The organism is Burkholderia sp. BCC0397 (assembly GCF_902832865.1).
Classification (GTDB): domain Bacteria; phylum Pseudomonadota; class Gammaproteobacteria; order Burkholderiales; family Burkholderiaceae; genus Burkholderia.
The window spans coordinates 536,688-562,707 of sequence record NZ_CADFDL010000003.1 but is presented as its reverse complement, the minus strand read 5'-3'; the positions used below and the strand labels follow the sequence as shown (position 1 = coordinate 562,707).

Sequence of the window (26,020 nt, the reverse complement as noted above, 5' to 3'; positions counted from 1 at the left end):
CGCCATGCGCCATGCCATGCGCGGTACGTCGTTGATCGAGGCGACGCTGGCCATCGCGCTGCTCGCCACCGTGATGCTGGCAGTGGTCGGCAGCCAGCTCGCGATGGCACGTGCGCAGCGCGCGACGATCTGGCGCGAACGCGCGCTGTGGCTGGCCGACGCGCGTATCGAGCGTCTGCATGCCGCCGCGGCGGCCGATGACGGCCTCGCGGCGCTCGCGGCTGTATCGTTGCCGGGTGGCGCGATGACGCTCGATGGTGGGCCGGGCGGCGTCCGCTACGCGGTTGTCCGCTGGCGTGGCGGCAATGGGGGCGCGCCGCTGCGCTGTGATGTGGTGGGGGCGTCGACGCAGCCGCCATCGTGTGTCCGGATGCCGTTTCGGGACAGGGCAGGCGATGAACGCTGATCGCGGTACGCGTGGGCATACGCTGCTCGAAGTGCTGATTGCGATGACCGTCGGGCTCCTCGTGCTCGCGGCGGCCGGTGCGCTGTACCACGCGCAGCGCATTGCGCAGCGTCGCGCGGAAGACGGGTTCAGGATGCGCGACGCGGCCGCTACCGCGCTGATGCTGATCGGTCAGCAGATCCAGATGGCGGGATTCCGGCCGCTCGATGCCGAAGCGGCATCGTCGTTGCCGCCGGTGTTCGGGTGTTCGACGGCGCGCGTGCGCGGTAGCGGCGCACAGGTGCGCTGCGAGCCTGCGCGTTTGTCGTCCGACGCGTTGCTGGTCCGATATGTCGGCGATGCCGTATCGACGTGGACGACGGTGAGCGGCCAAGCATCGGATTGCCTCGGGCAGGGTGTCGGCGAGCCGGGCGAACCTGCGCCGGTGGAGAATCGCTTCGATGCGCATGTCAGCCCGTCGACGGGCGAGCCCGAACTGTATTGCGAGGGAAGCGGCCGGCCGGGCACGCCGCAGCCCGTCGTGGCGGGGATCGATCAGTTGCGCATGCGTTATTTGCGTCGCGGCGCCACGCAGTTCGTCGACGCCGATGCGATGCGTGCCGACGACTGGCGCGCGGTCGTGGCCGTGCATGTCTGCGTGCGGGCGCGCGGCGAGCCGATGCGCGGGCTGACGCGGCATGTCGACTGCGACGGGCGCGTCGCCGTTGCACCGGACGGCCGCGCACGTTTGACGCTCGATCGCATCGTCGCGTTGCGGAACGTCGCGCTCGCATCCGACGCTGCGTTGCAGGATGCAACTCGGGCAAGCGAGGTGGTGAGATGAGCGGAGCAGCGCCGTACGCGCGGGACGACATCTCGCGATGCGTTGACGCAGGCCGCGCGCATGAGCGCATCGTCGCGAGCGGCGGCGACCGGCAGCTGACAGCATGCGCCGGCGTTTCGGCGGCGAGCGCGCGCGAGCCGCCTATGCGTTTGCGCTCAACCCGCCGCGGCTGGCGTCGCGATGCGGGCCTTGCGTTGCCCGCGGTGATCGCGGTCGGCGCAGCGATCGCGGCACTGACCGGCACATGGTTCGACGCCGCATTGACGGAGTCGCGCCGCACCCGCGCATTGTCGGATCGGCTGATCGCATTCCACGCGGCCGATGCCGCGCTTGCCGCGTGCACCCGGCGATTGCTGCGCGGTTCGGCGCCGTATCTGAACGAAAGCGAATCGCACGCGGAGCCTGACGCATGGCGGCGCATGCCGCCGCTGGCGACCACCGAAGCGTTCGCGCCATTCGCCGGTTGGCCGACGGCCGCGCAACCGCCGCGATGCCTGATCGAGGCGTGGCGGCGTCCGGCAGGGCAGCCCGGCGACCGCGCTTACCTGGTCACCGCGCGTGGCGTCGGCGCGCATGCGTCGAGCGCCGTGTGGCTGCAACACCAGGTCGCGATACGCGACGGCCATATCGTCGTGCTGCGCTGGCGTCGTGTCGCGGCGGTGCTTCGATGAACGGCCGCGTGCCCATGTGCCGAGCGGCCGGATTTACGCTGATCGAGCTGATGATCGTGCTCGCGATCGTCGCGGTGCTGGCCGGGTGGGGTATCCCGTCGTATCGCGAGCATGTCGTGCGTGTTCACCGTGCGTCGGCGGTGTCCGCGCTGTACCGTGCGGCCCAATATCTTGAAACGCTGGACGGTGCGCCGCCTGCGGCATTGCCGGACGCGCTCGCGCACGCGCCGCCGGACGGGCATGCCGTGTATCGGTTGACGCTCGGGCGGCCGGACGGTGACGATTCACCGGTGAGCTATGAGCTGGCGGCGACGCCGCTCGACACCGGTCCGATGCGCGACGATGCATGCGGCACGTTCACGCTGCGCTCGGACGGGACGAAAGGCAATGCAGGAAGCGATGGCGCCGACGAGCCGGGCGCTGTCTGTTGGGGTGTGCGCTGAGCTTGCAACGCAAGGAGGGCGCGCAGCGGCCCATGGCCGTGCGCGCGGGATGCCGACGGTCAGTCGTCGTGTGCGTCGAGCCCGCGCTCGTCGCGGGACTGCTTCCAGATCCGGTAGACCTCCCATGCGGCGAAGCCGAGCGTGCCCCACTTCAACGCGGGGCCCGCACTCGCGCGCAGCAGCGAGCGAATGGGTTTCGCCAGCACGAGCGACGCGAGCGAACTCAGCATCGGATACTGGTTGACGAGCTGGCCGAGGCTTGCGTTCAGGTTCTTGGCCGACTGGCCGAACCTGTGGGAGGACAGGCCGGGGATGAACACCTTGAGCCAACTGAAGCGCGTGACGGCATGGCGCATTTCGGCGGCGGCTTCCGCGAGTTCGAGCCGCTCGACTTCGGATCGCAGGATCAGCAATTCCTTGCGGAGCGCGCGGTGCTGCGACGCGCTCCAGTTCGATCGCGACGAATGGGAGCGGGATGGATTGCCCGTGATGTTCTGGCTCATGGCGCGTCGGCGAAGTAGGTGGGAGGGATGAGCGCGAGGGCGTTCACGGCTTGCCGCGGAACAGGTCGCGGTCTTTCTCGAGTTCGGCGAGCGTCGCCTCGAACACGGTCGGCGCGTCGCGCAGGCCCGAGCGCGCCTTCAGCGCGCATACGATGCCGCCAACGGCATACAGCGCGGTGATCGCGGCGAGCGCCTGCCAGCGATAGGTATCCCAGAACGCGATCGCGATCAGCACGGTCAGGCTGATGAGTGCCATCGTCGCGAGCATCATCGCGGCGAGTCCGAGGAACAGCACGCCCATCAGGCGCTCCTTCTCCTCGGCAAGCTCGATGCCCACCAGTTCGAGGCGCGTCTGCAGAAGGCCGATGGCGGAGTCGACGAGGCGGCGCAGCGGTCCTTGACCGGACGGCTGCGAGGGGGTGTCTGTCGTCATGGATGAGATGCTTGCGCGTGCAGTAAGCAGCTAGGACAAAGCCGCCGGCGCAGGCCGGCTGGCTTCGACGCCCGCAGGCCGCGCGACGCGGCCTGCGGGACGAAACGGCGCCAAGCGCGTTACTTGCGGTTGATCAGCAGGCCGATCAGCACGCCTACGCCGGCGGCCACGCCGATCGACGTCCACGGATGCTCGTGCACGTAGTCGTCGGTCGCGCGCGCGGCCTTCTTGCCTTTCTCGACCACGACGACCTGGACGTCGGCCGCCTTTTCCTTGGCCTGCTTCAGGCGAGACATGGCCTTCTCGCGCAGTTCGGCCGCACGGTCGCCCGTGCTGCTCGCCGCTTGCTTGAGCAGGTCTTCGGCGTCCGAGAGAACGGTTTTGATATCCGACATCAGTTTCTCCTTGTTGATTTCCGACATTGCAACTCCCTTCGTGCTGTCATGCTGCAGGTTCACATCGTAGCGAAACCCCTGCCTGCTGGCGAGCCGGGAAGAAACACGGCGGCAGTGCAAGGTTGCATGGTAAACGACTTGTAATCATGAACAGAGCGGCAAAGGATTGAAAAGTTTCCCCTGCAGCCCTCCGTCCTGTCACGATGCCGGGTAAAAATGACAAAAAAGTATGAATATCAAACGGAATAATCGTTCGCACGACCCATTGCTTCCCGTAAGCTGATGGACTGCCCCGCGCTGTCCGGCGCGCGGTTTCAACCAGCATCGTTCGAGGAGGGAACATCATGAGTCTGCGTCTTGGTGACATCGCACCGGATTTCGAGCAGGAATCGAGCCTGGGCACCATCAAGTTTCACGAGTGGCTCGGCAACAGCTGGGGCGTGCTGTTCTCCCATCCGGCCGACTACACGCCGGTGTGCACGACCGAACTTGGGCTGACCTCGAAGCTGAAGGGCGAATTCGAGAAACGCAACGTGAAGGTGATCGCGCTGTCGGTCGACGGCGTCGAATCGCACAAGGGCTGGATCAACGACATCAACGAAACGCAGTCGACGGTCGTGGGCTTCCCGATCATCGCCGACGCGGACCGCAAGGTGTCGCAGCTGTACGACATGATTCACCCGAACGCGAACGAAACGCTGACGGTGCGTTCGCTGTTCGTGATCGACCCGAACAAGAAGGTGCGGCTCACGATCACCTATCCGGCCAGCACGGGGCGCAACTTCGACGAAGTGCTGCGCGTGATCGATTCGCTGCAACTGACCGACAATTACAAGGTCGCGACGCCCGGCAACTGGAAGGACGGCGACGACGTCGTGATCGTGCCGTCGCTGCAGGATCCCGAAGAGCTGAAGAAGCGCTTCCCGAAGGGCTTCAATGCGGTGCGTCCGTATCTGCGCCTGACGCCGCAGCCGAACAAGTAAGCATCGGCGGCGCGGAGCCGCGGCTCCGGTGAAAAAAGGCCCGTCCGGCAGCGATGCCGGGCGGGCCTTTTACCTGGCGGCGGGCGCTTGCGCGGCATCGCTGCCGCGTGCGTCATGGCCGGATCATCAGAAGAATGCCTGGATGCCCGTCTGCGCGCGGCCGAGGATCAGCGCGTGGATGTCGTGCGTGCCTTCGTACGTGTTGACCACTTCGAGGTTCACGAGGTGGCGCGCGACGCCGAATTCGTCGGAGATGCCGTTGCCGCCGAGCATGTCGCGCGCGAGGCGGGCGATGTCGAGCGCCTTGCCGCACGAATTGCGCTTCATGATCGACGTGATCTCGACGGCGGCCGTGCCTTCGTCCTTCATCCGGCCGAGGCGCAGCACGCCCTGCAGGCCGAGCGTGATTTCGGTCTGCATGTCGGCGAGCTTCTTCTGGATCAACTGGTTCGCGGCGAGCGGCCGGCCGAACTGCTGGCGGTCGAGCACGTACTGGCGCGCGGTGTGCCAGCAGGACTCGGCGGCGCCGAGCGCGCCCCACGCGATCCCGTAGCGCGCCGAGTTCAGGCAGGTGAACGGGCCGCGCAGGCCGCTCACGTTCGGCATCAGGTTCTCTTCGGGCACGAACACCTCGTCGAGGACGATCTCGCCGGTGATCGATGCGCGCAGCCCGACCTTGCCGTGGATCGCCGGCGCTGACAGGCCCTTCCAGCCCTTTTCGAGGATGAAGCCGCGGATCGCGTCCTTGCCGTTCTCTTCCAGCTTCGCCCACACGACGAACACGTCGGCGATCGGCGAGTTGGTGATCCACATCTTCGCGCCGGACAGCGAGTAGCCGCCCGGCACCTTCTTCGCGCGCGTGACCATGCTGCCCGGATCGGAGCCGTGATTCGGCTCGGTCAGGCCGAAGCAGCCGATCCATTCGCCGGTCGCGAGCTTCGGCAGATATTTCTGCTTCTGCGCGTCGGAGCCGAATTCGTGGATCGGCACCATCACGAGCGACGACTGCACGGACATCATCGACCGGTAGCCCGAATCGACGCGCTCGACTTCGCGCGCGATCAGCCCGTAGCTCACGTAGTTGAGGCCGGGGCCGCCGTATTCCTCGGGAATCGTCGGGCCGAGCAGGCCGACCTCGCCCATCTCGCGAAAGATGGCCGCGTCGGTGCGTTCGTGGCGGAACGCTTCGGTGACGCGCGGCGCGAGCTTGTCCTGTGCGTACGCCTGCGCGGCATCGCGGACCATTCGCTCTTCTTCGGTCAGTTGCTGGTCGAGCAGCAGCGGATCGTCCCAATGAAAAGTTGCAGCACTCATCGTCTCATCTCCTGTCGGTCAGAGTTGGCGCTTCAGCGCTTACTCTGGTCCCATGCTTCGCGGTCGGCCCGAGTTAGCGCTTGCTGGGCCCCATGCTTTACGGTCGGTCGGAGTGCGCGCCTCGGCGCTGACTCCACACCCGTGCCTTTCGGTCGGGCAGAGGCCGCGCTTCAGCGCTTGCTCCGGGCTGATGCCTGAAGTTCGCTTGACTTGCGTTCCGCTCTGCGGAACAATGTTTTGCAAATCGAACCCAGTGTAGCACCGGATGACACTTTCAACCATCGACGACACCACGATCGACGAGCGCAAGTTCGTCGTCGCGCTCGCGCGCGGGCTCGACCTGCTGCGCGCCTTCCGGCCCGGCGAGACGATGCTGGGCAATCGCGATTTCGCGGAACGCACGGGCCTGCCGAAGGCGACGGTGAACCGGCTCGCCTATACGCTGACGGTGCTCGGCTATCTGCGCTACGACGAGACGCTCGGAAAGTATGCGCTGGACGCCGGCGTGCTGTCGCTCGGCTACGCGCTGCTGTCGGGCTCGGGGACGATCGATCTCGCGCGGCCGCACATGCAGGCGCTTGCGCGCGAGATCGGCGCGGCCGTGTCGCTCGGCTGCCGCGACGGGCTCGACATGATCTACCTGGAGACGATCCGCAGCGAGACCGCGTTGACGCTCGGGCTCGCGCCCGGTTCGCGGCTGTCGATGCTGACGAGCTCGATGGGGCGCGCGTACCTGGCCGTGCAGCCGGAGGACGTGCGCCGCGCGCTCTATGCCGAGCTGCACCGCGCGGCGGGCGGCGCGGCCGACGCCGATGCGCTCGTCGCCGCCGCGCAGCACGCGGTGGCCGAGTTCTCGACGGGCGGTTGCTGCTATTCGTTCCGCGCGTGGCACATGGACGTGAACGCGGCGGCCGTGCCGTTTCGCGAGCCGCGCGAGGGGCGCTGGCTAATCCTGAGCTGCAGCGGCCCCGCGTCGTCGATGGACGAGGGCGTGTTTCGCACGCAGGTCGGGCCGCAACTGAAGGCGCTCGCGCAGCGGCTCGGGCAGACGGTCTGAGCAACGAGCGCGGATGTTGTCGTCGCGCGGCAACCGGTTCGTTCGTGCCGGGTGTGGAAGCGGAGGCGGCGCGGCGCCGTTGCGTATTGCGCGACGGACGAACCGCGCTCATCATCGTTCGCCTGCTTCCCGACGACGAGGTTTGCCATGGCGCACCCCGAACCGATGGAAGGCGGATGCGCGTGCGGCGCGATCCGCTACCGTATCGCCGACGTCCCTACCGATGCCGGCTTCTGCCACTGCCGGCTCTGCCAGCGCACGACCGGCGCGGCGGTTGTTGCGTCGGCATCGGTGCCGATCGGCGCATTCGAATACCTGCAGGGCGAACCGACCGTCTACGCATCGAGCGCGTGGGGCGAGCGGCGCTTCTGCGGCCGTTGCGGCGCGCAGCTCGAATACCGGCTCTCCGACGCGCCGCAGACGGTCGAGATCAATTATGCGACGCTCGACGAACCATCGCGGCTGCGTCCGGCATGGCACGTCTGGTATCGGGATCGTTTCCCGGGTGTCGAGATCGGCGACGATCTGCCCAAGTACGACGATGGCGGAAGGGCGTAGGCGGTAACCATCGGCCTGGGTCGCGCGAGGCGGCCCCATCCCCCAAACATCACGACGTCCGCCCGACCTCCGGCGCGCCGCTCCCTGCGCGCCTTCCCCGCCAATCGCTCAGGCCGTCACGACCTTCGCAAACACCGGCCCCTGCATGAACCGCACGTCGTGCTGGCGCAGTAGCTCGCACTGCGTCTCGTCGACGACGCCGTCGAAGATCAGCGGAATCCGCACGCGCTGCGCATAGGCGACGAGCGCCTTGACCATCCCGTCGCGCAACGCGATGTCCGCATCCATCTTGATGTAGTCGGGGCGCGCCATTTCCGATTCGACCGCGAGGATGCGGCCCGGGTCGGGCAGCTTGTCCGCAACCTTGAAGCCGTGATGCTGGTAGCTGCGCGTCAGGTAGCCGAGGAACGTCTTGTGGGCGACCGCGACCGCCGGCAGCTCGATCACGATCCGCTCGGGCGGCAGCCCGAAGCGCTGCAGCACCGACGAGAAATGCTTGCCGTGGTCGTACTTCACGCTCTTGAGCAGCCGCTCGTGCACGCGCAGGAACAGCAGCCCGTGGCGCTGCGCCCCGAAGAAATTGATCGCGTGCAGCGCGCGTGACAGGCGGTCGATCGCGACCAGCGTCTGGTCGTCGACGGCCGCGTCGACCGGATCGTGCTGCGTGCCCGTGACGAGGGTGACGGCCTGGAAGCCGAGCTCGTCGCCGTAGCGCTCGATCGCATCGGCGAACGACGTCGATTGCGGCGCGCCGGGCATCGTCACGTCGTAGATCGGCTCGTACGCGCTGGCGAGCGTGCGCTCGGGCAGATTCGCGCACGCGGTGCCGCCTTCGGCAAGCGTGAGGTGCTCCCGCAGATACGGCAATTGCCCGGCACGGGTGACCAGCTCGGGGATGGTAGGCGGAATCATCGGCGTGAGAAGGAAAAATGGCGGCCGAAAGGGCCGCCTCGTTGACTTGATATTAGCAGCGCGCGCAGCGCTCGGCTCGGCGTTTCACTCATATGGTTATCCCGTCCCCGAGCGAACACCTAGGGTTTACGTTGATTTCACTATTCGTAATTGGTTTTACTATTCGTAAATCCAAGGATTTGTCGCCGATCAAGAAATGCGGCAGGCGGGCGCCGCGAAACGGCGCCGTTCACGAATCAACAGGAAGCAAGGAGCGAGACGTGGCGGTTGACAGGACAGGCGGGCAGGCGCGCCGGCAGGAGACGGACGGGACGACGGGCGCGGCGGTGCGCGCACGGCGGGGTTGAGGAGCGGATGGCGACCATGAGCATCGATTACCAGACGCTGAAGTTCGAGTACCGCGCCCGCGCGCACGATGCGGCCGTCCACCCGGTGATCGTCGTCGGCGCAGGCCCGGTGGGCCTCGCGGCCGCGATCGACCTCGCGCAGCAGGGCGTGCCGGTCGTGCTGCTCGACGACGACGACACGCTGTCGACCGGCTCGCGCGCGATCTGCTTCGCGAAGCGCACGCTCGAGATCTTCGACCGGCTCGGCTGCGGCGAGCGCTTCGTCGACAAGGGCGTGAGCTGGCACGTCGGCAAGGTGTTCCTGCAGGACGAGCAGCTTTACGCGTTCGACCTGCTGCCCGAGGAAGGGCATGCGCGGCCCGCGTTCATCAACCTGCAGCAGTACTACGTCGAAGGCTATCTGGCCGATCGCGCGTTCGAGCTGCCGAACATCGACATCCGCTGGAAGCACAAGGTGACGGGCGTCGAACAGTCGGCCGAACACGCGGTGCTGACGATCGAGACGCCGGACGGCATCGCGACGCTGCGCGCACAGTACGTGATCGCGGCCGACGGCTCGCGCAGCCCGATGCGCGCGGCGATGGGCCTCGAAAGCCGCGGCCGCACGTTCAAGGACCGCTTCCTGATCGCCGACGTGAAGATGAAGGCGGAGTTTCCAACCGAACGCTGGTTCTGGTTCGATCCGCCGTTTCACCGCAACCAGTCGGTGCTGCTGCACCGTCAGCCGGACAACGTGTGGCGCATCGACTTCCAGCTCGGCTGGGATGCCGACCCCGTCGCCGAGAAGCAGCCGGAGCGCGTGATCCCGCGCGTGCGCGCGCTGCTCGGGCCGGACGTCGAGTTCGAGCTCGAGTGGGTGAGCGTCTACACGTTCCGCTGCCAGCGGATGGAGACGTTCCGTCACGGCCGCGTGCTGTTCGCGGGCGATTCCGCGCACGGCGTGTCGCCGTTCGGCGCGCGCGGCGCGAACAGCGGCGTGCAGGACGCGGACAACCTCGCATGGAAGCTGAAGCTGGTGCTCGACGGTCGTTCCGCCGACAGCCTGCTCGATACGTATGCGAGCGAGCGCGAGTTCGCGGCCGACGAGAACATCCGCAACTCGACGCGCTCGACCGACTTCATCACGCCGAAGAGCGCGGTGTCGCGCGTGTTCCGCGATGCGACGCTGAAGCTCGCGCGCGACTGCGCGTTCGCGCGCAAGCTGGTGAACAGCGGCCGCCTGTCGGTGCCGGCCGTGCTGGCCGATTCGCCGCTGAACACGCCGGACCGCGGCGGCGACGCCTTCGCGTGCGCGATGCGGCCGGGCGCGGCGGCGGCCGATGCGCCGGTGCGTGTGCAGGGCGCGTCGGGCTGGCTGCTGCAGCATCTGCGCGGCGGCTTCACCGGCGTGCTGTTCGGCTTGCCGGGCGACGCGGCCGCGCTGGCGCAGGCCGTCGACGGTCTCGCGCTGCCAGTACGGCCGGTGCTCGTCGTGCCGGCCGGGCACGCGCAGCCGGTGGCCGGCGTCGACGTCGTGGAGGACGTCGACGGGCTCGCCGCGCGGCGCTACGACGCGCAGCCCGGCACGTTCTACCTGCTGCGTCCCGACCAGCACGTCTGCGCACGCACGCGCACGCTCGACCGTCAGGCGATCGCCGACGCACTGGCGCGCGCGACCTGCGCACGCTGAATACGATAAAGACACCGGAGACACCGTCATGCCCCCACTCGATACCCGCCCGCGCCTGGCCGATCCGGACGCGTTCTACGAAGCGCTGATCGACATGCATCGCGACCTGTCGGACGCCGACAGCCAGCTCGTCAACGCGAAGCTGATCCTGTTGCTCGCGAACCAGGTCGGCGACGCCGACGTGCTGCGCGAAGCGATGGCGCTCGCGCGTCAGGGCGTGACGCCGCCCGTGCATCCGGCCGCCGAGGTCGCGCAATGAGCGCGGCGCCGGCCGACGCACGCGTGCTCGAAGTCGAGCGCGTGATCGACGAGACCCATCGCCCGGGTTTTCACTGGATGCTGCTGATGCTGTGCGGGCTGTGCCTCGTGATCGACGGTTTCGATGCGCAGGCGATGGGCTACGTCGCACCGAGCGTGATCGCCGAATGGGGCGTGCCGAAGCAGGCGCTGGGGCCCGTGTTCAGCGCGAGCCTGTTCGGGATGCTGCTCGGTGCACTCGGGCTGTCGGTGCTGGCCGACCGGATCGGCCGGCGCCCGGTGCTGATCGGCTCGACGCTGTTCTTCGCGGTGACGATGCTCGCGACGCCGTTCGCGGGCTCGATTCCCATGCTGATGGCGTTGCGCTTCATTACTGGTCTCGGCCTCGGCTGCATCATGCCGAACGCGATGGCGCTGGTCGGCGAGTTCAGCCCGGCCGCGCATCGCGTGAAGCGGATGATGATCGTGTCGTGCGGGTTCACGCTCGGCGCGGCGCTCGGCGGCTTCATCAGCGCGGCGCTGATTCCGGCGCTCGGCTGGCGCTCGGTGTTCTTCGTCGGCGGCGCGGTGCCGCTCGTGCTGACGATCGCGATGCTCGCGCGGCTGCCCGAGTCGCTGCAGTTCCTGGTGCTGAAAGGGCGCGACGCGCAGGCGCGCGACTGGCTCGCGCGGTTCGCGCCGGAAGCCGGCATCGATGCGAATACGCGGCTCGTCGTGCGCGAGCGCGCCGTGAGCGGCGCGCCGGTCGCCGAGCTGTTCCGCCATGGCCGCCTGCCGGTCACGCTGCTGCTGTGGGCGATCAGCTTCATGAACCTGATCGATCTGTACTTTCTGTCGAACTGGCTGCCGACCGTGATGCGCGACGCGGGTTATTCGCCGGGCACGGCGGTGATCGTCGGCACCGTGCTGCAGACGGGCGGCGTGATCGGCACGCTGTCGCTCGGCTGGTTCATCGAACGTTACGGCTTCGTGCGCGTGCTGTTCGCGTGCTTCGCCTGTGCCGCCGTGTCGGTGGGGCTGATCGGCTCGGTCGCGCACGCGCTGCCGTGGCTGCTGGTCGTCGTGTTCGCGGGCGGGTTCTGCGTGGTCGGCGGACAGCCGGCCGTGAACGCGCTCGCGGGCCAGTATTACCCGACGTCGCTGCGCTCGACCGGCATCGGCTGGAGCCTCGGCATCGGCCGGATCGGCTCGGTGCTCGGGCCGCTCGTCGGCGGGCAACTGATTGCGCTCAACTGGGCCAACGGCGCGCTGTTCCATGCCGCCGCGGTGCCCGTGCTGTGCTCGGCGCTGTTCGTGCTGGGCCTGGCCGGTGTGACGCGGCGCAGCGGCGCGCAGGCGCCGAACGCCGCCCTGAATTGATGGAGAAAGGAAACGATGACGCTTGACCTGTCGAAACCGGCGACCGCCGGCTACCTGAGCGGTTTCGCGAACGAATTCGCGACCGAGGCGCTGCCCGGCGCGCTGCCGCACGGCCGCAACTCGCCGCAGCGTGCGCCGTACGGGCTGTACGCGGAGCAGCTGTCGGGCACCGCGTTTACCGCGCCGCGCGGCCACAACCGCCGCTCGTGGCTGTACCGGATTCGCCCGGCTGCCGTGCACCGGCCGTTCGAGCCGTATGCGGGCCCGCAGCGGCTCGTGTCGGAATTCGGCGATTCGGCCGATGTGCCGCCGACGCCGCCGAACCAGTTGCGCTGGGATCCGCTCCCGATGCCGGTCGAGCCGACCGATTTCGTCGACGGCCTCGTGACGATGGCCGGCAACGGCTCGGCCGCCGCGATGAACGGCTGCGCGATCCACCTGTACGCGGCGAACTGCTCGATGCAGGACCGCTTCTTCTATAGCGCGGACGGCGAGCTGCTGATCGTGCCGCAGCAGGGGCGCCTGTTCATCGCGACCGAATTCGGCCGGCTCGACGTCGAGCCGTTCGAGATCGCGGTGATCCCGCGCGGTGTGCGGTTTGCCGTCGCGCTGCCGGACGGCGACGCGCGCGGCTATATCTGCGAAAACTTCGGCGCGCTGCTGCGCCTGCCGGATCTCGGCCCGATCGGCTCGAACGGGCTCGCGAACCCGCGCGACTTCCTGACGCCGCAGGCCGCCTACGAAGACCGCGAAGGCGCGTTCGAGTTGATCGCGAAGCTGAACGGCCGCCTGTGGCGCGCGGACATCGGCCATTCGCCGCTCGACGTCGTCGCGTGGCACGGCAACTACGCACCGGTCAAATACGACCTGCGTCTGTTCAACACGATCGGCTCGATCAGCTTCGACCATCCGGATCCGTCGATCTTCCTCGTGCTGCAGGCGCAGAGCGACACGCCGGGCGTCGACACGATCGACTTCGTGATCTTCCCGCCGCGCTGGCTCGCGGCCGAGGATACGTTCCGCCCGCCGTGGTTCCACCGCAACGTCGCGAGCGAGTTCATGGGGCTCGTGCACGGCGCGTACGACGCGAAGGCCGAAGGCTTCGTGCCGGGCGGCGCGAGCCTGCACAACTGCATGTCGGGCCACGGGCCCGATGCGGATACGTTCGAGAAGGCATCCGCGAGCGACACGACGAAGCCGCACAAGGTCGACGCGACGATGGCGTTCATGTTCGAGACCCGCACGCTGATCCGGCCGACGCGCTACGCGCTCGACACCGCGCAGCTGCAGGCCGATTACTTCGAATGCTGGCAAGGCATCAAGAAACACTTCAATCCGGAGCAACGATGAGCGATACCCAAGACTGGCGCGCGGCGCTCGACCCGGCCCGCAAGAGCTGGCTCGACACGGCGAACGATCCCGCCTGCGATTTCCCGATCCAGAACCTGCCGTTCGGGATCTTCAGCGATGCGAAGCAGGGCGCGCGCCGTGCGGGCGTCGCGCTCGGCGACCAGATCGTCGACCTCGCCGCGCTCGCGCGTGCGGGCCTCCTGACGCTGCCGGCCGGCGCCGATGCGTTCGCCGCGCCGACGCTCAACGCGTTCATCGCGCTCGGTCGCGACGCGTGGCGCAGCGTGCGCGTGCAACTGTCGGCGCTGTTTTCGCACGACAACGCGCGGCTGCGTGACGACGCGGCGCTGCGCGCGCAGGTGCTCGTCGCGCAGCGCGACGCGACGCTGCATTTGCCGGTCGACATTCCCGGCTACACCGATTTCTATTCGTCGAAGGAGCACGCGACCAACGTCGGCTCGATGTTCCGGGATCCGAAGAATGCGCTGCTGCCGAACTGGTCGGAGATGCCGATCGGCTACAACGGCCGTGCGTCGTCGGTGGTCGTGAGCGGCACGCCGGTGCGGCGCCCGAACGGGCAACTGAAGCTGCCCGACCAGGAGCGCCCGGTGTTCGGCGCGTGCCGCAAGCTCGACATCGAACTGGAAACGGGCTTCATCGTCGGCAAGGGCAACGCGCTCGGCGAACCGATCGCGTGCGAGGACGCGGAAGCGCATATCTTCGGGATGGTGCTGCTGAACGACTGGAGCGCGCGCGACATCCAGCAGTGGGAATACGTGCCGCTCGGGCCGTTCAACTCGAAGGGCTTCGCGACGACGATCTCGCCGTGGATCGTCACGCTCGACGCGCTCGAACCGTTCCGCGTCGCGCAGCCGGAACAGTCGCCGCAGCCGCTCGCGTATCTGCAGCATGCGGGCAAGCATGCGTTCGACATCGCGCTCGAAGTGACGCTGCGCGCGGAGGGTGCCGCCGAGACGACGTCGATTTGCCGGACCAACTTCAAGCACATGTACTGGACGATGGCGCAGCAGTTGGCGCATCACACGGTCGCCGGCTGCAACACGCGCGTGGGCGACCTGATGGGCTCGGGCACGATCAGCGGGCCGACGAAGGATTCGTTCGGCAGCCTGCTCGAGCTGACGTGGAACGGCAAGGAGCCGGTCGCGCTGAACGGCGGCGGCAGCCGCACGTTCATCGAGGACGGCGACGAGCTGACGCTCGCCGGCTGGTGCCAGGGCGACGGCTATCGCGTTGGCTTCGGCACGTGTGCGGGCAAGATTTTGCCGGCGCGGAGTGCGTGACGGATCGCAGCGCGAAACATCACGTGTAGGTCACGCGTAGATCACGCGTAGTCCGGAAGGACAGGGCGGCCCGCATTGCGCGGGCCGTTTTCGCTTACCGGAAGATGGGCACGAGCGGGCCGATACGTATCGGTGCATGATGCTGCGCGCCAACGCCAACGCCAACGCCAACGCCAACGCCAACGCCAACGCCAACGCCAACGCCAACGCCAACGCCAACGCCAATCTGCATCAGACCGCGCGTTGCACCGCGCCGCGTCGTTCCCACAACGCGGCTGCGACGAATGCGGCGACGCAGGCGACCAGTACGCCGACCAGCGCGTTGCTGCCCAGTTGCTCCATCAACGCGCCTGCAACCAGCGGGCCGCCGAAGCTCGCGGCGCTCCACGACGCTGATACCAACGAGCTCGCGGTGACGAGCGCCGCACCGCGGAAACGCTCGCCGCACGCGACGAGCGACAGCGTATAGATGCTGCCGGCCGCCGCGCCGAGTACGAACAGCAGCGGCCAGCACAGCCACGGGTTCGCGATGACGAACGGCAGCAGCGGCAGGCCGCCCAGCACGATCCAGCCGGCGCCGAGGTGCACGCGTTCACGGCCGAGCTTGTCCGCGAGCCAGCCGATCGGGAACTGCATCGCGGTATCGCCGAACAGCATGATCGACGCGAGCAGCACGGCGGTCGCGCTCGCGACGCCGTGATCCATCGCGTAGAGCGGCAGCAGCGACAGCGCAAGCGTATCGAACAGCGCGAAGAAGCCGGTGCCGATGATCAGCGCGGGCATGCGCGGCAGCACGTCGAGCCAGCGGCCGTGCGCTTCGTGATGCGCGTCGTCGCCGGCGAGCGGCGCACGGCGGATCGTCGCGAGCGTCGGCAGCGCGAGCAGGAACAGCGCGCCGCACAGCGCGAAGCGGATGCTCGTCGCGCCGGCGATCTGGCTGACGAGCACCGGGCCGGCCATCTGGAACAGCGTGAAATTGGTCGCGTAGATCGCGACGACGCGGCCGCGCGTCGAATCGTCGGCGAGCTGGTTGACCCATGCTTCGCCGATCGTGAACAGCAGCATCAGCGCGGCGCCGCACAGCACCCGCAGCACGCCCCACAGGATCAGGTTCGACGTGAACTGCATCAGCGCGGTGGCCGCCGCGAGCAGCACGACCGACACGACGATCGCGCGGCGCGAGCCGATGTGCCGCGCGAGCGCGGTGACGAACGGGACGATCGCGAGACCGCCGAGGGCCTGCGCGGCGGTCAGCATGCCGACGACGTTGGTGCCGTGTCCGGCTTCGGTCAGCGCGAGTGCGGTAAGCGGCAGCGTGGCGCCGGTGCCGAGGCCGACGACCGCGACGCTCAGGATCAGCGCGAGGAAATCGCGATTGAGAATGGCTTTCATCGGCCGCGATGCTACACCGCGACCGTAGAAAGGTCCATGAAGGCCATCAGGTTTGAATGGAGTTGTGTACGCAACGATCGCGGCAGGGTCGCGTTACACGTACTCGGTCGGCACGGCCACCGGGCGGCGTTCGAGCGACGCCGACCACAGCGTGAGCGCGAGCGCCGCGACGGCCATCGCGACGCCGACCCACGGCAGGCTCACGAGCGACACGCCGGAGCCGATCGCCATCCCGCCGAGCCACGCGCCGGTCGCGTTGCCGAGATTGAACGCGCCCTGGTTCAGCGTCGACGCGAGGTTCGGCGCGTCGCTCGCGCGATCGACGATCATGATCTGCAGCGGCGGCACGATCGCGAACGCGAGGATGCCCCACACGAAAATCGTCGCGAGCGCGGCGAACGGCAGATGCATCGTGCCCGCGAACAGCGCGAGGACGATACCGATCAGCGCGAGCGTCGCGATCAGCGACGGCATCCGGCGCCAGTCGGCGAGCTTGCCGCCGAGCGTGCCGCCGACCGTCAGGCCGAGGCCGAACAGCAGCAGCACGTAGGTGACCTGCCGCGGCGAGAAGCCCGTCACGTCCTCGAGGATCGGCGTGATGTACGTGAACACGCTGAACAGGCTCGCGGACGCGAGCACGCTGATGCCGAGCACCATCAGCACCTGCGGGTGCTTCAGCACGCTGAATTCGCGCGTGATGCTGGTGTCGGGCATCGCGAGGTTTTTCGGCAGGCAGACCGCGAGCGCGGCGGCCGCGGCGAGGCCGATGCCGGTGACGGCCCAGAACGTCGCGCGCCAGCCGAACGCCTGGCCGAGCGCGGTGCCGAGTGGCACGCCGAGTACGTTCGCGAGCGTGAGGCCGGTGAACATCAGCGCGATCGCCTGCGCGCGGCGGTTCGGCGCGACGAGGTTGCTCGCGACCACCGAGCCGATGCCGAAGAACGCACCGTGGCAGAACGCGGTGACGACGCGCGCGGCCATCAGCACCGTGTAGCCGGGCGCGATCGCGCAGAACAGGTTGCCGGCGATGAACAGCCCGATCAGGCCCATCAGCGCACGCTTGCGCGGCATCTTCGCGGTGACGATCGCGAGGATCGGCGCGCCGATCGTCACGCCGAGCGCGTAGCCCGACACGAGCATCCCGGCGGCCGGGATCGACACGCCGAGGTCGCGCGCGACGTTCGGCAGCAGGCCCATGATCACGAATTCGGTGGTACCGATTCCAAATGCGGCGACGGCAAGGGCGAAAAGAGGCAAGGGCATCGCGGTAGGCTCGGGGAAAAGATGCCGCGCGAGCCAGGCGCAGGATGCGCGGGACGGGCGGTCGGTGAGGCGAACGTCAGCCGCGATTCTACTTCAGTGAAAACCCCTATGCTTGGGGCCAAAACGGGTGTTGCCGGCGTGCGACGGGCGGGGCGGGCGGGAAGCTCACATGGTGGGATTCGGCGGTGGTCTGCGGACGCGAATTCGTCGGGGCGGCGCGATGGCGGCTGCCGGGCCGCGGCTTCAGACGATGCGTTCGGGCGAGCCGTCGGGGAGCGCGGCGGATCGCGCCGGGTCGGCGCTGGCGTTCGATGTGCGTGGCGCGTTTGCGCCCGGTTCCGCGCCCGTGTCCGCAGACGACGAAGGCGATCCGGCGGCGGCGTCGATCACGGCCGGATCGTCCCAGCCGTTCTCGAACAGGCAGGCCTCGATCGGCATTCGCGCGGCCCAGCGTTCCTCTTCGAGCATTGGCTTCGCGTAGAACGCCTCGACGTGCCCGACGCACAGCACGGCGATCGGCTTCGCGCCGTCGGGCATCCGCAGCAGCGTGCGCAGCGCATCGACGTCGAACAACGACACCCAGCCCATCCCGAGCCCTTCCGCGCGCGCCGCGAGCCACATGTTCTGGATCGCGCACGCGGCGGAGGCCAGATCCATCTCCGGCAGCGTGCGGCGGCCGAATACGTGGCGTTCGCGGCCGTCGGCGAGCGCGACGACCAGCAGCTCGCCGCATTCGCGCACGCCTTCGACCTTCAGCCGCATGAATGCGTCCTGGCGCTCGCCGAGCGCGTCGGCGGTCGCGCGGCGCTCGGCCTCGACCAGCGCGTGAATGGAGGTGCGCAGCGTGGGATCGGTGATGCGGATGAAGCGCCACGGCTGCATGAAGCCGACGCTCGGCGCGTGGTGCGCCGCGCGCAGCAGCCGCGCGAGCACGGCCGGATCGACGGGCGCCGGCGTGAAGTGGCGCATGTCGCGCCGTTCGAAGATGGCGCGGTAGACGGCGGCGATGTCGGAATCGTCGAAACGCATGAGCGGCAAAGGCAGGGGAAGGACGTCGGCGCAACGATAACAGACGGCGCGCACGAAACGTTACTTCATTCGAAACAATGCACTGAATTGTTGATGAAGGCAGGTGCGGTGTGCAGCAACAGACACAAGCAAACGATTGCGGATGCGCTGCCAGCCGTCAAATGTGCTGTTTTTCAGCGGTTTGTCGTCACGACGTTCTGCGGCGCGCCCGCATGCCATGCCTCGATGTTCAGCAGCGTCGTGTGTGCGATCTCGGCCAGTGCCTCGCGCGTGAAGAATGCCTGGTGCGACGTGACGATCACGTTCGGGAACGTCAGCAGGCGCGCGAGCACGTCGTCCTGCAGCGGCAGGTCGGAGTGATCCTCGAAGAACAGCCCGCTTTCCTCCTCGTACACGTCGAGCCCGAGATGGCCGAGCTGGCCGCTCTTGAGCGCGTCGACCAGTGCCTGCGCATCGACGAGGCCGCCGCGCCCGGTGTTGATCAGCATCGCGCCGTGCTTCATCCGCGCGAGCGTCCGTTCGTTGATCAGGTGGTGCGTCGACGGCAGCAGCGGGCAATGCAGGCTGACGATGTCGGCGTGATGCAGCAGTTCGTCGAGCTCGACGTAGCGCGCGCCGAACGCGATCAGCTCGTCGTCGTACGGCGGCACCGAGTGCGCGAGCACGTGCATCCCGAAGCCCATCATGATCTTCGCGAACACGCTGCCGATGATGCCGGTGCCGATCACGCCGACGGTCTTGCCGTGCAGGTCGAAGCCGAGCAGGCCGTTCAGCGAGAAGTCGCCTTCGCGCGTGCGGGCGACCGCGCGCGGCAGGCGGCGGTTGAGCGCGAGGATCAGCGCGACCGCGTGCTCGGCGACCGCATGCGGCGAATACGCGGGCACGCGTACGACCGTGATGCCGAGCCGTTCGGCGGCGCCGAGGTCGACATGGTTGAAGCCCGCCGAGCGCAGCGCGATCAGCCGTGTGCCGCCGTCGGCGAGCCGTTCGAGCACGGCCGCGTCGACGGTGTCGTTGACGAACGGGCAGACGACGTCATAGCCGTGCGCGAGGATCGCGGTTTCCGCGTCGAGGTGCGACGGCTGGAAGTGCAGCCGATAGCCGAACTGCCGGTTGGCGGCGGTGAATGAATCGTCGTCGTACTGCCGGCTGCTGAACAGGATCACGCGCACGCTGCGCCTCCGATGGCTGACGCGCGCAGTTTACTGCAGGCCCGTGACGATGTCGGCGTGGTCGGGCCCGCGCACCGGCCGCAGGAAGCCGTAGTCCGCCCGCTCGCGGCCGGCCGGCGCGCTGAAGTGCTCGAGCGCGTGCTCGACGAAGCTGCGCGTACGGGCCGGCACGTACTGGCGGTTCGGGTAGACGAGCGACAACTGCGCGTCGGGATCGTCGATCCGGTAGCCGGCCATCAGCCGCACGAGCGTGCCGTGGTTGAGCGCGTCGGCCACGCACGGCTCGGGCAGCACCGCGATGCCGGCGCCGGCCACGGCCGCCGCCTGCACGAGCGCGAGCTGGTTGACCGTGCAGGCCGGGCGCACCGTGACCGAATGGGCGACGCCGTCGTGGCCGACCAGTTGCCACGTCGGCGCGTGCTGGTGCGGCGCGAGCGTGACCCAGTCGTGGCCCGGCAGGTCGTCGGGCACGCGCGGCTCGCCGCGGCGGTCGAGATAGGCGGGCGCCGCGCACGCGACGAACGGGTTCGGCGCGAGGGCATGGCCGATCAGCGACGGGCTGCCGTCGAGCCGGGTGCCGGTGACGATGCCGACGTCGTAGCCTGAATCGAGCACGTCGAGCGGCCCTTCGGCGACGGTCAGCTGCACGCGCAGCTCCGGGTAGCGTTGCCGGAAGCTGCTGACGAGCGGCGTCAGCGCGAGCGGCGACAGCAGCCCCGACGCGACGACGCGCAGCGTGCCGGCCGGTTCGCGCACCGCATGCGCGACGGACGATTCGAGGTGGTCGAATTCCTCGAGCAGCGCACGGCAACCATCGAGGTAGCGCACGCCGGCCTCGGTGAGCGACAGGTTGCGCGTGGTGCGATGGATCAGCCGTGTGTTCAGGTGGCCCTCGAGCATCGCGATCGAACGCGTGACGAGCGCATTGGACACGCCGAGATGGTGCGCCGCGCGCCGAAAGCTTTGCTGTTCGGCGACGCAGACGAATACACGCACGGTCTGAATCTGGTTCATAGCTTGCGTATTCTGGCCCGGTTGATTGATTTTGGTTGTGATTTATCGCCGCGCCACGTCGAAAGCGCATTGCGCGGCCCCAGCTCTCCCTCGTATCGAAAATCGAATTTCGATTCCGTAGACAATTGTTAAATACAGAACCGATATCCGTCAACCTGAGAAAACGGGCGGCTTGCATAAAATCGAAATCGCGAGTACCAGTTTAACGCTGCAGCGCAGCAAGGACCTGCCGGGCAAAACCGACGCGGTATTGGAATATGCGCCGATGCGGCGAAGTTTGCTTATTTAAATCAATTGGTTGGGAGAAATTCGTGCTAGCCGTGACGCGGCAATTTCGGAGTCGCTCCCCAATACGCGCCGCAATAGTGGATGTTTTTTCCACGTTCGGATTTTGTGTATCGAATTCGCGCCGTGATTTGTATCAGGTGGCCGGTCCATTTCGTTCGATCCGAGAATCGGGCTGAACCGCCGGTTTCCGCGAATCGCCGCTGATATTGGCGGAGAAAATCGTGCGGGGGGGAACCCGAATGGCGCCGTTTCGGAACCGGCGGGCAATCCCTTTTCAATCCGGCAGGTCATGGCGCGAGCGGTGCGCGGCCGGCTGGCCCGGTCCGGCGACCGGGCCAGCTTCGCGCTGTCCGGACGTGCGTGCCTCTTGCGCGAGGCGGCGGAACACGGAATGATCGATTAGTTCGCCGCGCGTGCCACGGGCGCCGTGCTACGGGCGCCGTGCCACGGGCGTCCGAGTACTTCCTTTCCTCATCTTTTTCCAGCCATGTCCATCGATTATTCGCCGATTCCCTGTCCCGTCGTCGTGCCGCTCGACGCGATCCTGCCCGAAGAACCGCTGCTGATGATGGGGGCCGGCCCGGTTCCGATCCCGGCCGCCGTGGCCAAGGCGAACACGATCGTGATCAACCACCTCGGCGCGACGATGGCGAAGATCATCGAGCAGGTAAAGGAGATGGCGCGCTACGTGTTCCAGACCCGCACGAAGTGGGTGCTCGGCGTCGCGGGCCCCGGTTCGGCCGCGATGGAAATGGCGATCTCGAACCTCGCATGGCGCGGCACGCGCGTGCTGTCGATCCGCAACGGCTTCTTCAGCGCGCGGATGGCCGAGATGGCCACGCGCGTCGGCGCCGACGTCGCGACGCTCGAAGTGGCCGACCGCGCGGTCGCGAGCCTCGACGAGATCGCCGACGCGATCGCGCGCGAGCGGCCCGAGATCGTCACGATCGTGCAGGGCGAGACGTCGAACACCGTATGGAACCGCGACCTGCGCGACATCGCCGCGCTCGCGAAGGCGGCCGGCGCGCTGGTGGTCGTCGACGCGGTGTGCACGCTGTCGACGATGCCGCTCGAGATGGATGCGTGGGGCATCGACGCGGTGATCACCGGCGGCCAGAAGGGGCTGTCGTCGATCCCGGGCGTGTCGCTGATCGCGTTCTCCGATGCCGCGTGGGAGCGCATGAAGAATCGCCCCGAGCCGAATGCGCACTGGTGCCTCGACATGGCGCTCGCGGAGAACTTCTGGCACAACGCCGGCTATCACTACACGGCGCCCGTGTCGGGCGTGCTCGCGCTGCACGAGGCGCTGCGGCTCGTCTGCGCGGAGACGCTCGAAAGCCGCTTCGCGCGCCACCTGCGCTGCTCGCTGGCGCTGCAGGCGGGCGTCGAAGCGATGGGGCTCAAGCTGTATGCGCCGAAGGACTGCCGGCTCAATTCGGTGGTCGGGATCGAGACGCCGGAGGGGCTCACGCCGGGGATGGTCTGCGGCCATATCTCGAAGCAGTACCAGGTCGAGATCTCGGGTTCGTTCGGCTTGCCGATCGTGCGGATCGGGCAGATGGGCGAGCAGTGCCGCGAACACAACCTGTTCCGCACGCTGCATGCGTTCGGCCGCACGATGGTCGACCTGAAGGTGCCGGTCGACCTGCCGGCCGGCGTCGCGGCGCTCGAACAGGAACTGTCGCGGCGCGGCGCGTAAGCGGAAGCAGCGAGGAAAAGGACCGCGCTCAGCGGCCCTGCATCGCGCGCCGGTACGTATTCGGCGTCGTGCCGTGCGCGTCGCGAAAGCGATGGCTGAAGTGGCCGGCGTTCGCGTAGCCGCAGTCGGCCGCGATTTGCGCGAGCGGCAGCGCCGTCGTACGCAGCAGCTCGCGGGCCCGGGCGAGCCGTTGCTCGGCCACCCATGCGTGCGGCGCGCGGCCGAACGACAGCCGGAACATCCGCGAGAAGTGGTATTCGGACAGCGCGGCGACCTCCGCGAGTTCGCCGAGCGTCAGCGGTTGCGTCAGGTAGGTGTCGATGTAGTCGCGCACGCGGCGGCGCACGGCCGGCGCGAGCCCGCCGCGGAACGACGTGTCGGTGCGCGTCGTGCTCTGGCCGCGCAGCAGCAGGCTCAGCACGTCATGCGCGGTTTCGTTCACGCGCAGCCGGTCGTCGGCATCGTCCCAGCCGTCGAGCGCGAGCGAGCGCAGCAGCGCGGCGACGCGCGCATCCTCGAAATAGGTGCGGTCGGCGAGCTTCAGTTCGCGCGGCTCGCGATCGAGCTCGCGGATCGCGCGCTGCGTGAAGTGTTCGGGCAGGAAATACAGGTGGATGAAATGCATTTCGCCACGCACCCACCAGCGCGATTCATGGTCGCCCGGCAACGCGCACAGCAGGCTCGGCGCGCCGTAGCGCGGCACGCGCTGGCGCTCGGTCCGGTAGCCGCCGTCGAGGTAGCACGACAGCGTGTGGTGGCCGGGCTGCTCGTAGACCGTCTCGCTTTCGTCGGTGATCCGCGTCCATTCGGCGATCGCGAGATGGTCGCCGAGCCACGCGAAGCGCTCGAGCGTCGCGTTCGCGTCGGCGAGCGTGCGGCAGACCGACTGCAGGCCGAACGGCAGATCGCCGCCGGCCAGGGCGGCGGCGCGGTCGATGGGCGGGGCGCAGAGGGAGAGACTCATGGTGCGCCGAGTATAAGCGGGCGCGCGGCGCCGCGTGCGGCGTCCCGAAAAAGACCGCAATTCCGGACAATCGGCACGCGCGGTGCGGCGGCATAGTCGGGATCCCGATTCACCCGATTGTCCGGATGGCCGCCATGAACTTGTCGCTGTATTTCGTCACCGTGCTGATCTGGGGCACCACCTGGATCGCGATCAAGTGGCAGCTCGGCTCGGTGCCGCCGCCCGTGTCGATCGCGTGGCGCTTCTGGCTCGCGGCCGCCGTGCTGTTCGCGCTGCTGCGCGTGATGCGCCGGCCGGTGCGCCCGCCGCGCGAAGCGTGGCGCTTTCTCGTCGCGCAGGGCTTCGCGCTGTTCTGCCTGAATTTCCTGTGCTTCTACTATGCGGAACTGGTCGTGCCGAGCGGGCTCGTCGCGGTGATCTTCTCGACTGCGCCGCTGCTGAACTCGATCAACGGCCGGCTGTTCATGGGCCGCCCGCTGCGGCCGTCGGCGATCGCCGGCGCGCTGCTCGGCCTGGCCGGCATCGCATGCCTGTTCTGGCAGCAGATGGCCGGCCATCTCGACGACCACGCGACGTGGATTGGGCTCGCGATCGCGTTCGCCGGCACGATGTGCTTCTCGGCGGGCAACCTGCTGTCGAGCCGGATGCAGTCGATGGGGCTGCACCCGCTCGCGACCAACGGCTGGGCGATGCTGATCGGCGCGGCGATCCTGACCGTCGGCAGCGCGGTGGCCGGGATGCCGTTCACGCTCGACATGAGCCCGCGCTATCTCGGTGCGCTCGTGTACCTGGCCGTGCCGGGCTCGGTGATCGGCTTTACCGCATACCTGATGCTCGTCGGCCGGATCGGGCCGGAGCGCGCCGCATACTGCACGGTGCTGTTCCCGATCGTCGCGCTGGCCGTGTCGACGGTGTTCGAGGGCTACCAGTGGTCGCCGCTCGCGGTGATCGGGCTGCTGCTCGTGGTGGCTGGCAATCTCGTCGCGTTCGATCTGACGCGGCGGTTGTTTTTGCGGACGGCGTGACGCAATACCGACGGCGATACGGGACGCTCGGAAAGTCGATCGGAATGGTTGACATGGTTGACTTGGTTTCGATTCAGGGCTACGCTTGATTCTCCGGTTGGATCAGGAGGTCAGGATGGTCACGCAAGCTCATGGGCTCGAAGGCGCGGCTGCGGTTCTCGATGTCGAGACGGAGGAGGCGCTGCGCAGCGCGGTCGGCGCCGCGACCATGCTCGGTCCCGATCGCGCCCGCGCGCTGCTCGCGCTGTCGGACGAGCAACTGGGGCACCTGTTCAAGGTGGGCATCGCGCAGGTCATCGATCTGGCCGGCACGATCACCTTCGGCATCGCCGCTGCCGCGACACGCGACAGGCAGCCGTCCGGCCGGCAGAAGCGGGAGACGGCTGCACGCCCGGATGCCGGCGTCGCCGATCTCGAGCGGCAGGTGCAGGCCGAACGGCGCGTGCTGGTTGCCGATGGCCGGTTGCTGTCCGCCGCGCAGACGTGGACGGGGCTCGGCATGACGCGGCAGGCGCTGAGCAAGGCGGTCGCGTCGGGGCGCATTTTCGCGGTCGAGGTCGGCGCCGCACAGTACTATCCGGCTTTCTATCTGGCGGGAGACGTCGACCGCAAGACGCTGGGGCGGGTCACGCAGTGTCTTGGCGACTTGCCCGGCTGGAGCAAATGGCAGTTCTTCACGACGCCGAAGGCGTCGCTGGGCAACGTCACCCCGCTCGTCGCGCTGTCGCGTGGCAAGCTCGACGATGTCGAACGTGCCGCCGCGGCGTTCCGCGAACGCTAGGAGTCGCGCTTGCTGACGGCACCGGGCGAACATTTCGCGAGCGCGACGCTCGTCGTCCGCGAGGTCGCGCCAGCAACGCTGGTGCGCCTCTCGCGATATGCGACCGGCGAGCCTTACTTCGGGAAGTCGGGCGGCAATCGCTTCGACGATCCGCGCAAGCGGCGGCGGTACGGCACCAGTTATTTCGGCTTTGATCTGCATTGCGCATTCGCCGAGACGGTGCTGCATGACGAAGTCGCCGATCTGGTGCTGGGCGGTTTTCCGCTCGTGACGACCGAACTCGATCGCCACGCACTTTCATTTGACGGTGCGCCGCTGACCGTGGCGGTCCTGCACGGCTTGCCGCTGAAAAACCTCGGAGGCGACGGCGCGTTGTCGACCATCGTGCCGTACGACGTGCCGCAACAGTGGTCGCTTGCCGTCCACCGGCATCCCCGTCGCGTCGACGGATTCTTGTACATGTCGCGCCATCTCAACACATCGGAAGCGCTTGTGCTCTTCGATCGTGCCGAGCCCAAGCTCTCGCTCGGGAACGCCGTTCCGTTCAGGCGTCACCCCGATGCGGCCCGCGTATTGCGGGACTTCAACGTGCTGCTGCGTTGACGCGCGTT

The 26,020-nt window shown here is 68.0% G+C and carries 27 protein-coding genes; 16 read left to right on the top strand and 11 right to left on the bottom strand.

What is annotated here, in order from left to right; genetic code table 11:
- The first annotated feature begins 4 nt into the window (after positions 1–4).
- The 4 genes from HWX03_RS12740 to HWX03_RS12725 all read left to right on the top strand — a co-directional run bounded on the left by HWX03_RS12740 (position 5) and on the right by HWX03_RS12725 (position 2,343).
- Positions 5–406, top strand: a complete 402-nt coding sequence (locus HWX03_RS12740; RefSeq protein WP_175871620.1) for a hypothetical protein — start codon at positions 5–7, stop codon at positions 404–406.
- Positions 396–1,229, top strand: coding sequence for a PilW family protein (locus HWX03_RS12735; RefSeq protein ID WP_175871465.1), 834 nt, complete (start codon positions 396–398; stop codon positions 1,227–1,229). Before HWX03_RS12740 ends, HWX03_RS12735 begins: the two co-directional genes overlap by 11 nt.
- 143 nt (positions 1,230–1,372) lie before the next feature.
- Entirely contained in the window at positions 1,373–1,900 is a 528-nt protein-coding gene (locus HWX03_RS12730; protein WP_175871464.1) for a hypothetical protein, read from the top strand.
- Positions 1,897–2,343, top strand: coding sequence for a type IV pilin protein (locus tag HWX03_RS12725; protein WP_175871463.1), 447 nt, complete (start codon positions 1,897–1,899; stop codon positions 2,341–2,343). Before HWX03_RS12730 ends, HWX03_RS12725 begins: the two co-directional genes overlap by 4 nt.
- A gap of 59 nt (positions 2,344–2,402) precedes the next feature.
- Here the strand turns inward: HWX03_RS12725 and HWX03_RS12720 are convergent, their stop codons facing one another.
- The 3 genes from HWX03_RS12720 to HWX03_RS12710 all read right to left on the bottom strand — a co-directional run bounded on the left by HWX03_RS12720 (position 2,403) and on the right by HWX03_RS12710 (position 3,701).
- The gene (locus HWX03_RS12720) at positions 2,403–2,846 is read right to left on the bottom strand and encodes a DUF3318 domain-containing protein (RefSeq protein WP_175820462.1); all 444 of its coding nucleotides are present in this window, start codon (positions 2,844–2,846) and stop codon (positions 2,403–2,405) included.
- A 43-nt stretch (positions 2,847–2,889) separates the two neighbouring features.
- On the bottom strand, positions 2,890–3,279 hold the full coding sequence (locus HWX03_RS12715) for a phage holin family protein (protein WP_175871462.1): 390 nt from the start codon (positions 3,277–3,279) through the stop codon (positions 2,890–2,892).
- Positions 3,280–3,398: 119 nt separating this feature from the next.
- Positions 3,399–3,701 carry a YqjD family protein gene (locus HWX03_RS12710; RefSeq protein ID WP_006494044.1) on the bottom strand — a complete coding sequence of 101 codons (303 nt, stop codon included), beginning with the start codon at positions 3,699–3,701 and terminating at the stop codon, positions 3,399–3,401.
- A gap of 317 nt (positions 3,702–4,018) precedes the next feature.
- Between HWX03_RS12710 and HWX03_RS12705 the strand changes: the two genes are divergently transcribed.
- Positions 4,019–4,657, top strand: a complete 639-nt coding sequence (locus tag HWX03_RS12705; RefSeq protein WP_006476788.1) for a peroxiredoxin — start codon at positions 4,019–4,021, stop codon at positions 4,655–4,657.
- A gap of 126 nt (positions 4,658–4,783) precedes the next feature.
- Here HWX03_RS12705 and HWX03_RS12700 read toward each other — a convergent pair whose 3' ends face one another.
- Complete coding sequence (locus tag HWX03_RS12700; protein ID WP_059779344.1) at positions 4,784–5,971, bottom strand: acyl-CoA dehydrogenase; 1,188 nt, start codon at positions 5,969–5,971, stop codon at positions 4,784–4,786.
- A 265-nt stretch (positions 5,972–6,236) separates the two neighbouring features.
- Here HWX03_RS12700 and HWX03_RS12695 point away from each other — a divergent pair, with 265 nt between their 5' ends.
- Positions 6,237–7,028, top strand: a complete 792-nt coding sequence (locus HWX03_RS12695) for an IclR family transcriptional regulator (RefSeq protein WP_174389434.1) — start codon at positions 6,237–6,239, stop codon at positions 7,026–7,028.
- 147 nt (positions 7,029–7,175) lie between these two features.
- A complete protein-coding gene (locus HWX03_RS12690) occupies positions 7,176–7,586 on the top strand; it encodes a GFA family protein (protein WP_175871461.1) in 411 nt (136 codons plus the stop codon).
- 108 nt (positions 7,587–7,694) lie between these two features.
- On the opposite strand, the gene HWX03_RS12685 is transcribed toward HWX03_RS12690, so the two are convergent.
- Complete coding sequence (locus tag HWX03_RS12685; RefSeq protein ID WP_175871460.1) at positions 7,695–8,498, bottom strand: EAL domain-containing protein; 804 nt, start codon at positions 8,496–8,498, stop codon at positions 7,695–7,697.
- A 354-nt stretch (positions 8,499–8,852) separates the two neighbouring features.
- Here HWX03_RS12685 and HWX03_RS12680 point away from each other — a divergent pair, with 354 nt between their 5' ends.
- From HWX03_RS12680 to fahA, 5 genes are read left to right on the top strand one after another with little or no spacing between them, the layout of a single operon-like run.
- Positions 8,853–10,514, top strand: a complete 1,662-nt coding sequence (locus tag HWX03_RS12680; RefSeq protein ID WP_175871459.1) for an FAD-dependent oxidoreductase — start codon at positions 8,853–8,855, stop codon at positions 10,512–10,514.
- Positions 10,515–10,542: 28 nt separating this feature from the next.
- Positions 10,543–10,773 carry a DUF2783 domain-containing protein gene (locus HWX03_RS12675; RefSeq protein WP_034206533.1) on the top strand — a complete coding sequence of 77 codons (231 nt, stop codon included), beginning with the start codon at positions 10,543–10,545 and terminating at the stop codon, positions 10,771–10,773.
- Positions 10,770–12,131, top strand: coding sequence for an MFS transporter (locus tag HWX03_RS12670; protein WP_175871458.1), 1,362 nt, complete (start codon positions 10,770–10,772; stop codon positions 12,129–12,131). The genes HWX03_RS12675 and HWX03_RS12670 overlap by 4 nt, the downstream gene beginning before the upstream one ends.
- 15 nt (positions 12,132–12,146) lie before the next feature.
- A complete protein-coding gene (gene hmgA / locus HWX03_RS12665) occupies positions 12,147–13,481 on the top strand; it encodes a homogentisate 1,2-dioxygenase (RefSeq protein WP_175871457.1) in 1,335 nt (444 codons plus the stop codon).
- Entirely contained in the window at positions 13,478–14,782 is a 1,305-nt protein-coding gene (fahA, locus tag HWX03_RS12660) for a fumarylacetoacetase (protein WP_175871456.1), read from the top strand. Before hmgA ends, fahA begins: the two co-directional genes overlap by 4 nt.
- 231 nt (positions 14,783–15,013) lie before the next feature.
- Here fahA and HWX03_RS12655 read toward each other — a convergent pair whose 3' ends face one another.
- From HWX03_RS12655 to HWX03_RS12635, 5 genes are all read right to left on the bottom strand, one after another.
- On the bottom strand, positions 15,014–16,174 hold the full coding sequence (locus HWX03_RS12655) for an MFS transporter (RefSeq protein ID WP_175871455.1): 1,161 nt from the start codon (positions 16,172–16,174) through the stop codon (positions 15,014–15,016).
- Positions 16,175–16,267: 93 nt separating this feature from the next.
- Positions 16,268–17,437 (bottom strand): MFS transporter, encoded by a 1,170-nt coding sequence (locus HWX03_RS12650; protein ID WP_174431844.1) that lies wholly within the window; start codon positions 17,435–17,437, stop codon positions 16,268–16,270.
- Between the two features lie 243 nt (positions 17,438–17,680).
- The gene (gene bluB, locus HWX03_RS12645) at positions 17,681–18,466 is read right to left on the bottom strand and encodes a 5,6-dimethylbenzimidazole synthase (RefSeq protein ID WP_175871454.1); all 786 of its coding nucleotides are present in this window, start codon (positions 18,464–18,466) and stop codon (positions 17,681–17,683) included.
- Between the two features lie 173 nt (positions 18,467–18,639).
- A complete protein-coding gene (locus HWX03_RS12640) occupies positions 18,640–19,638 on the bottom strand; it encodes a 2-hydroxyacid dehydrogenase (RefSeq protein ID WP_175871453.1) in 999 nt (332 codons plus the stop codon).
- 30 nt (positions 19,639–19,668) lie between these two features.
- Positions 19,669–20,652: a LysR family transcriptional regulator gene (locus HWX03_RS12635; RefSeq protein WP_175871452.1), complete on the bottom strand. Its 984-nt coding sequence runs from the start codon at positions 20,650–20,652 to the stop codon at positions 19,669–19,671.
- A gap of 775 nt (positions 20,653–21,427) precedes the next feature.
- On the opposite strand from HWX03_RS12635, the gene HWX03_RS12630 reads away from it, so the two are divergent.
- Positions 21,428–22,639 (top strand): alanine--glyoxylate aminotransferase family protein, encoded by a 1,212-nt coding sequence (locus HWX03_RS12630; RefSeq protein WP_175820449.1) that lies wholly within the window; start codon positions 21,428–21,430, stop codon positions 22,637–22,639.
- A gap of 28 nt (positions 22,640–22,667) precedes the next feature.
- Here the strand turns inward: HWX03_RS12630 and HWX03_RS12625 are convergent, their stop codons facing one another.
- Positions 22,668–23,603, bottom strand: a complete 936-nt coding sequence (locus tag HWX03_RS12625) for an AraC family transcriptional regulator (RefSeq protein ID WP_175871451.1) — start codon at positions 23,601–23,603, stop codon at positions 22,668–22,670.
- Between the two features lie 134 nt (positions 23,604–23,737).
- Between HWX03_RS12625 and HWX03_RS12620 the strand changes: the two genes are divergently transcribed.
- The 3 genes from HWX03_RS12620 to HWX03_RS12610 all read left to right on the top strand — a co-directional run bounded on the left by HWX03_RS12620 (position 23,738) and on the right by HWX03_RS12610 (position 26,012).
- Positions 23,738–24,628, top strand: a complete 891-nt coding sequence (locus tag HWX03_RS12620; RefSeq protein WP_175820447.1) for an EamA family transporter — start codon at positions 23,738–23,740, stop codon at positions 24,626–24,628.
- Between the two features lie 115 nt (positions 24,629–24,743).
- On the top strand, positions 24,744–25,409 hold the full coding sequence (locus HWX03_RS12615; protein ID WP_175871450.1) for a hypothetical protein: 666 nt from the start codon (positions 24,744–24,746) through the stop codon (positions 25,407–25,409).
- Positions 25,410–25,418: 9 nt separating this feature from the next.
- Complete coding sequence (locus HWX03_RS12610; protein WP_175871449.1) at positions 25,419–26,012, top strand: RES family NAD+ phosphorylase; 594 nt, start codon at positions 25,419–25,421, stop codon at positions 26,010–26,012.
- The last annotated feature ends 8 nt before the right edge of the window (positions 26,013–26,020 follow it).

What these genes read in the sequence shown, in the direction of transcription:
- HWX03_RS12740 (WP_175871620.1), top strand. Translation starts at nt 5, where the DNA reads ATGCGCCATGCCATGCGCGGTACGTCGTTGATCGAGGCGACGCTGGCC.
- HWX03_RS12735 (WP_175871465.1), top strand. Translation starts at nt 396, where the DNA reads ATGAACGCTGATCGCGGTACGCGTGGGCATACGCTGCTCGAAGTGCTG.
- HWX03_RS12730 (WP_175871464.1), top strand. Translation starts at nt 1,373, where the DNA reads ATGCGTTTGCGCTCAACCCGCCGCGGCTGGCGTCGCGATGCGGGCCTT.
- HWX03_RS12725 (WP_175871463.1), top strand. Translation starts at nt 1,897, where the DNA reads ATGAACGGCCGCGTGCCCATGTGCCGAGCGGCCGGATTTACGCTGATC.
- HWX03_RS12720 (WP_175820462.1), bottom strand. Translation starts at nt 2,846, where the DNA reads ATGAGCCAGAACATCACGGGCAATCCATCCCGCTCCCATTCGTCGCGA.
- HWX03_RS12715 (WP_175871462.1), bottom strand. Translation starts at nt 3,279, where the DNA reads ATGACGACAGACACCCCCTCGCAGCCGTCCGGTCAAGGACCGCTGCGC.
- HWX03_RS12710 (WP_006494044.1), bottom strand. Translation starts at nt 3,701, where the DNA reads ATGTCGGAAATCAACAAGGAGAAACTGATGTCGGATATCAAAACCGTT.
- HWX03_RS12705 (WP_006476788.1), top strand. Translation starts at nt 4,019, where the DNA reads ATGAGTCTGCGTCTTGGTGACATCGCACCGGATTTCGAGCAGGAATCG.
- HWX03_RS12700 (WP_059779344.1), bottom strand. Translation starts at nt 5,971, where the DNA reads ATGAGTGCTGCAACTTTTCATTGGGACGATCCGCTGCTGCTCGACCAG.
- HWX03_RS12695 (WP_174389434.1), top strand. Translation starts at nt 6,237, where the DNA reads ATGACACTTTCAACCATCGACGACACCACGATCGACGAGCGCAAGTTC.
- HWX03_RS12690 (WP_175871461.1), top strand. Translation starts at nt 7,176, where the DNA reads ATGGCGCACCCCGAACCGATGGAAGGCGGATGCGCGTGCGGCGCGATC.
- HWX03_RS12685 (WP_175871460.1), bottom strand. Translation starts at nt 8,498, where the DNA reads ATGATTCCGCCTACCATCCCCGAGCTGGTCACCCGTGCCGGGCAATTG.
- HWX03_RS12680 (WP_175871459.1), top strand. Translation starts at nt 8,853, where the DNA reads ATGGCGACCATGAGCATCGATTACCAGACGCTGAAGTTCGAGTACCGC.
- HWX03_RS12675 (WP_034206533.1), top strand. Translation starts at nt 10,543, where the DNA reads ATGCCCCCACTCGATACCCGCCCGCGCCTGGCCGATCCGGACGCGTTC.
- HWX03_RS12670 (WP_175871458.1), top strand. Translation starts at nt 10,770, where the DNA reads ATGAGCGCGGCGCCGGCCGACGCACGCGTGCTCGAAGTCGAGCGCGTG.
- hmgA (WP_175871457.1), top strand. Translation starts at nt 12,147, where the DNA reads ATGACGCTTGACCTGTCGAAACCGGCGACCGCCGGCTACCTGAGCGGT.
- fahA (WP_175871456.1), top strand. Translation starts at nt 13,478, where the DNA reads ATGAGCGATACCCAAGACTGGCGCGCGGCGCTCGACCCGGCCCGCAAG.
- HWX03_RS12655 (WP_175871455.1), bottom strand. Translation starts at nt 16,174, where the DNA reads ATGAAAGCCATTCTCAATCGCGATTTCCTCGCGCTGATCCTGAGCGTC.
- HWX03_RS12650 (WP_174431844.1), bottom strand. Translation starts at nt 17,437, where the DNA reads ATGCCCTTGCCTCTTTTCGCCCTTGCCGTCGCCGCATTTGGAATCGGT.
- bluB (WP_175871454.1), bottom strand. Translation starts at nt 18,466, where the DNA reads ATGCGTTTCGACGATTCCGACATCGCCGCCGTCTACCGCGCCATCTTC.
- HWX03_RS12635 (WP_175871452.1), bottom strand. Translation starts at nt 20,652, where the DNA reads ATGAACCAGATTCAGACCGTGCGTGTATTCGTCTGCGTCGCCGAACAG.
- HWX03_RS12630 (WP_175820449.1), top strand. Translation starts at nt 21,428, where the DNA reads ATGTCCATCGATTATTCGCCGATTCCCTGTCCCGTCGTCGTGCCGCTC.
- HWX03_RS12625 (WP_175871451.1), bottom strand. Translation starts at nt 23,603, where the DNA reads ATGAGTCTCTCCCTCTGCGCCCCGCCCATCGACCGCGCCGCCGCCCTG.
- HWX03_RS12620 (WP_175820447.1), top strand. Translation starts at nt 23,738, where the DNA reads ATGAACTTGTCGCTGTATTTCGTCACCGTGCTGATCTGGGGCACCACC.
- HWX03_RS12615 (WP_175871450.1), top strand. Translation starts at nt 24,744, where the DNA reads ATGGTCACGCAAGCTCATGGGCTCGAAGGCGCGGCTGCGGTTCTCGAT.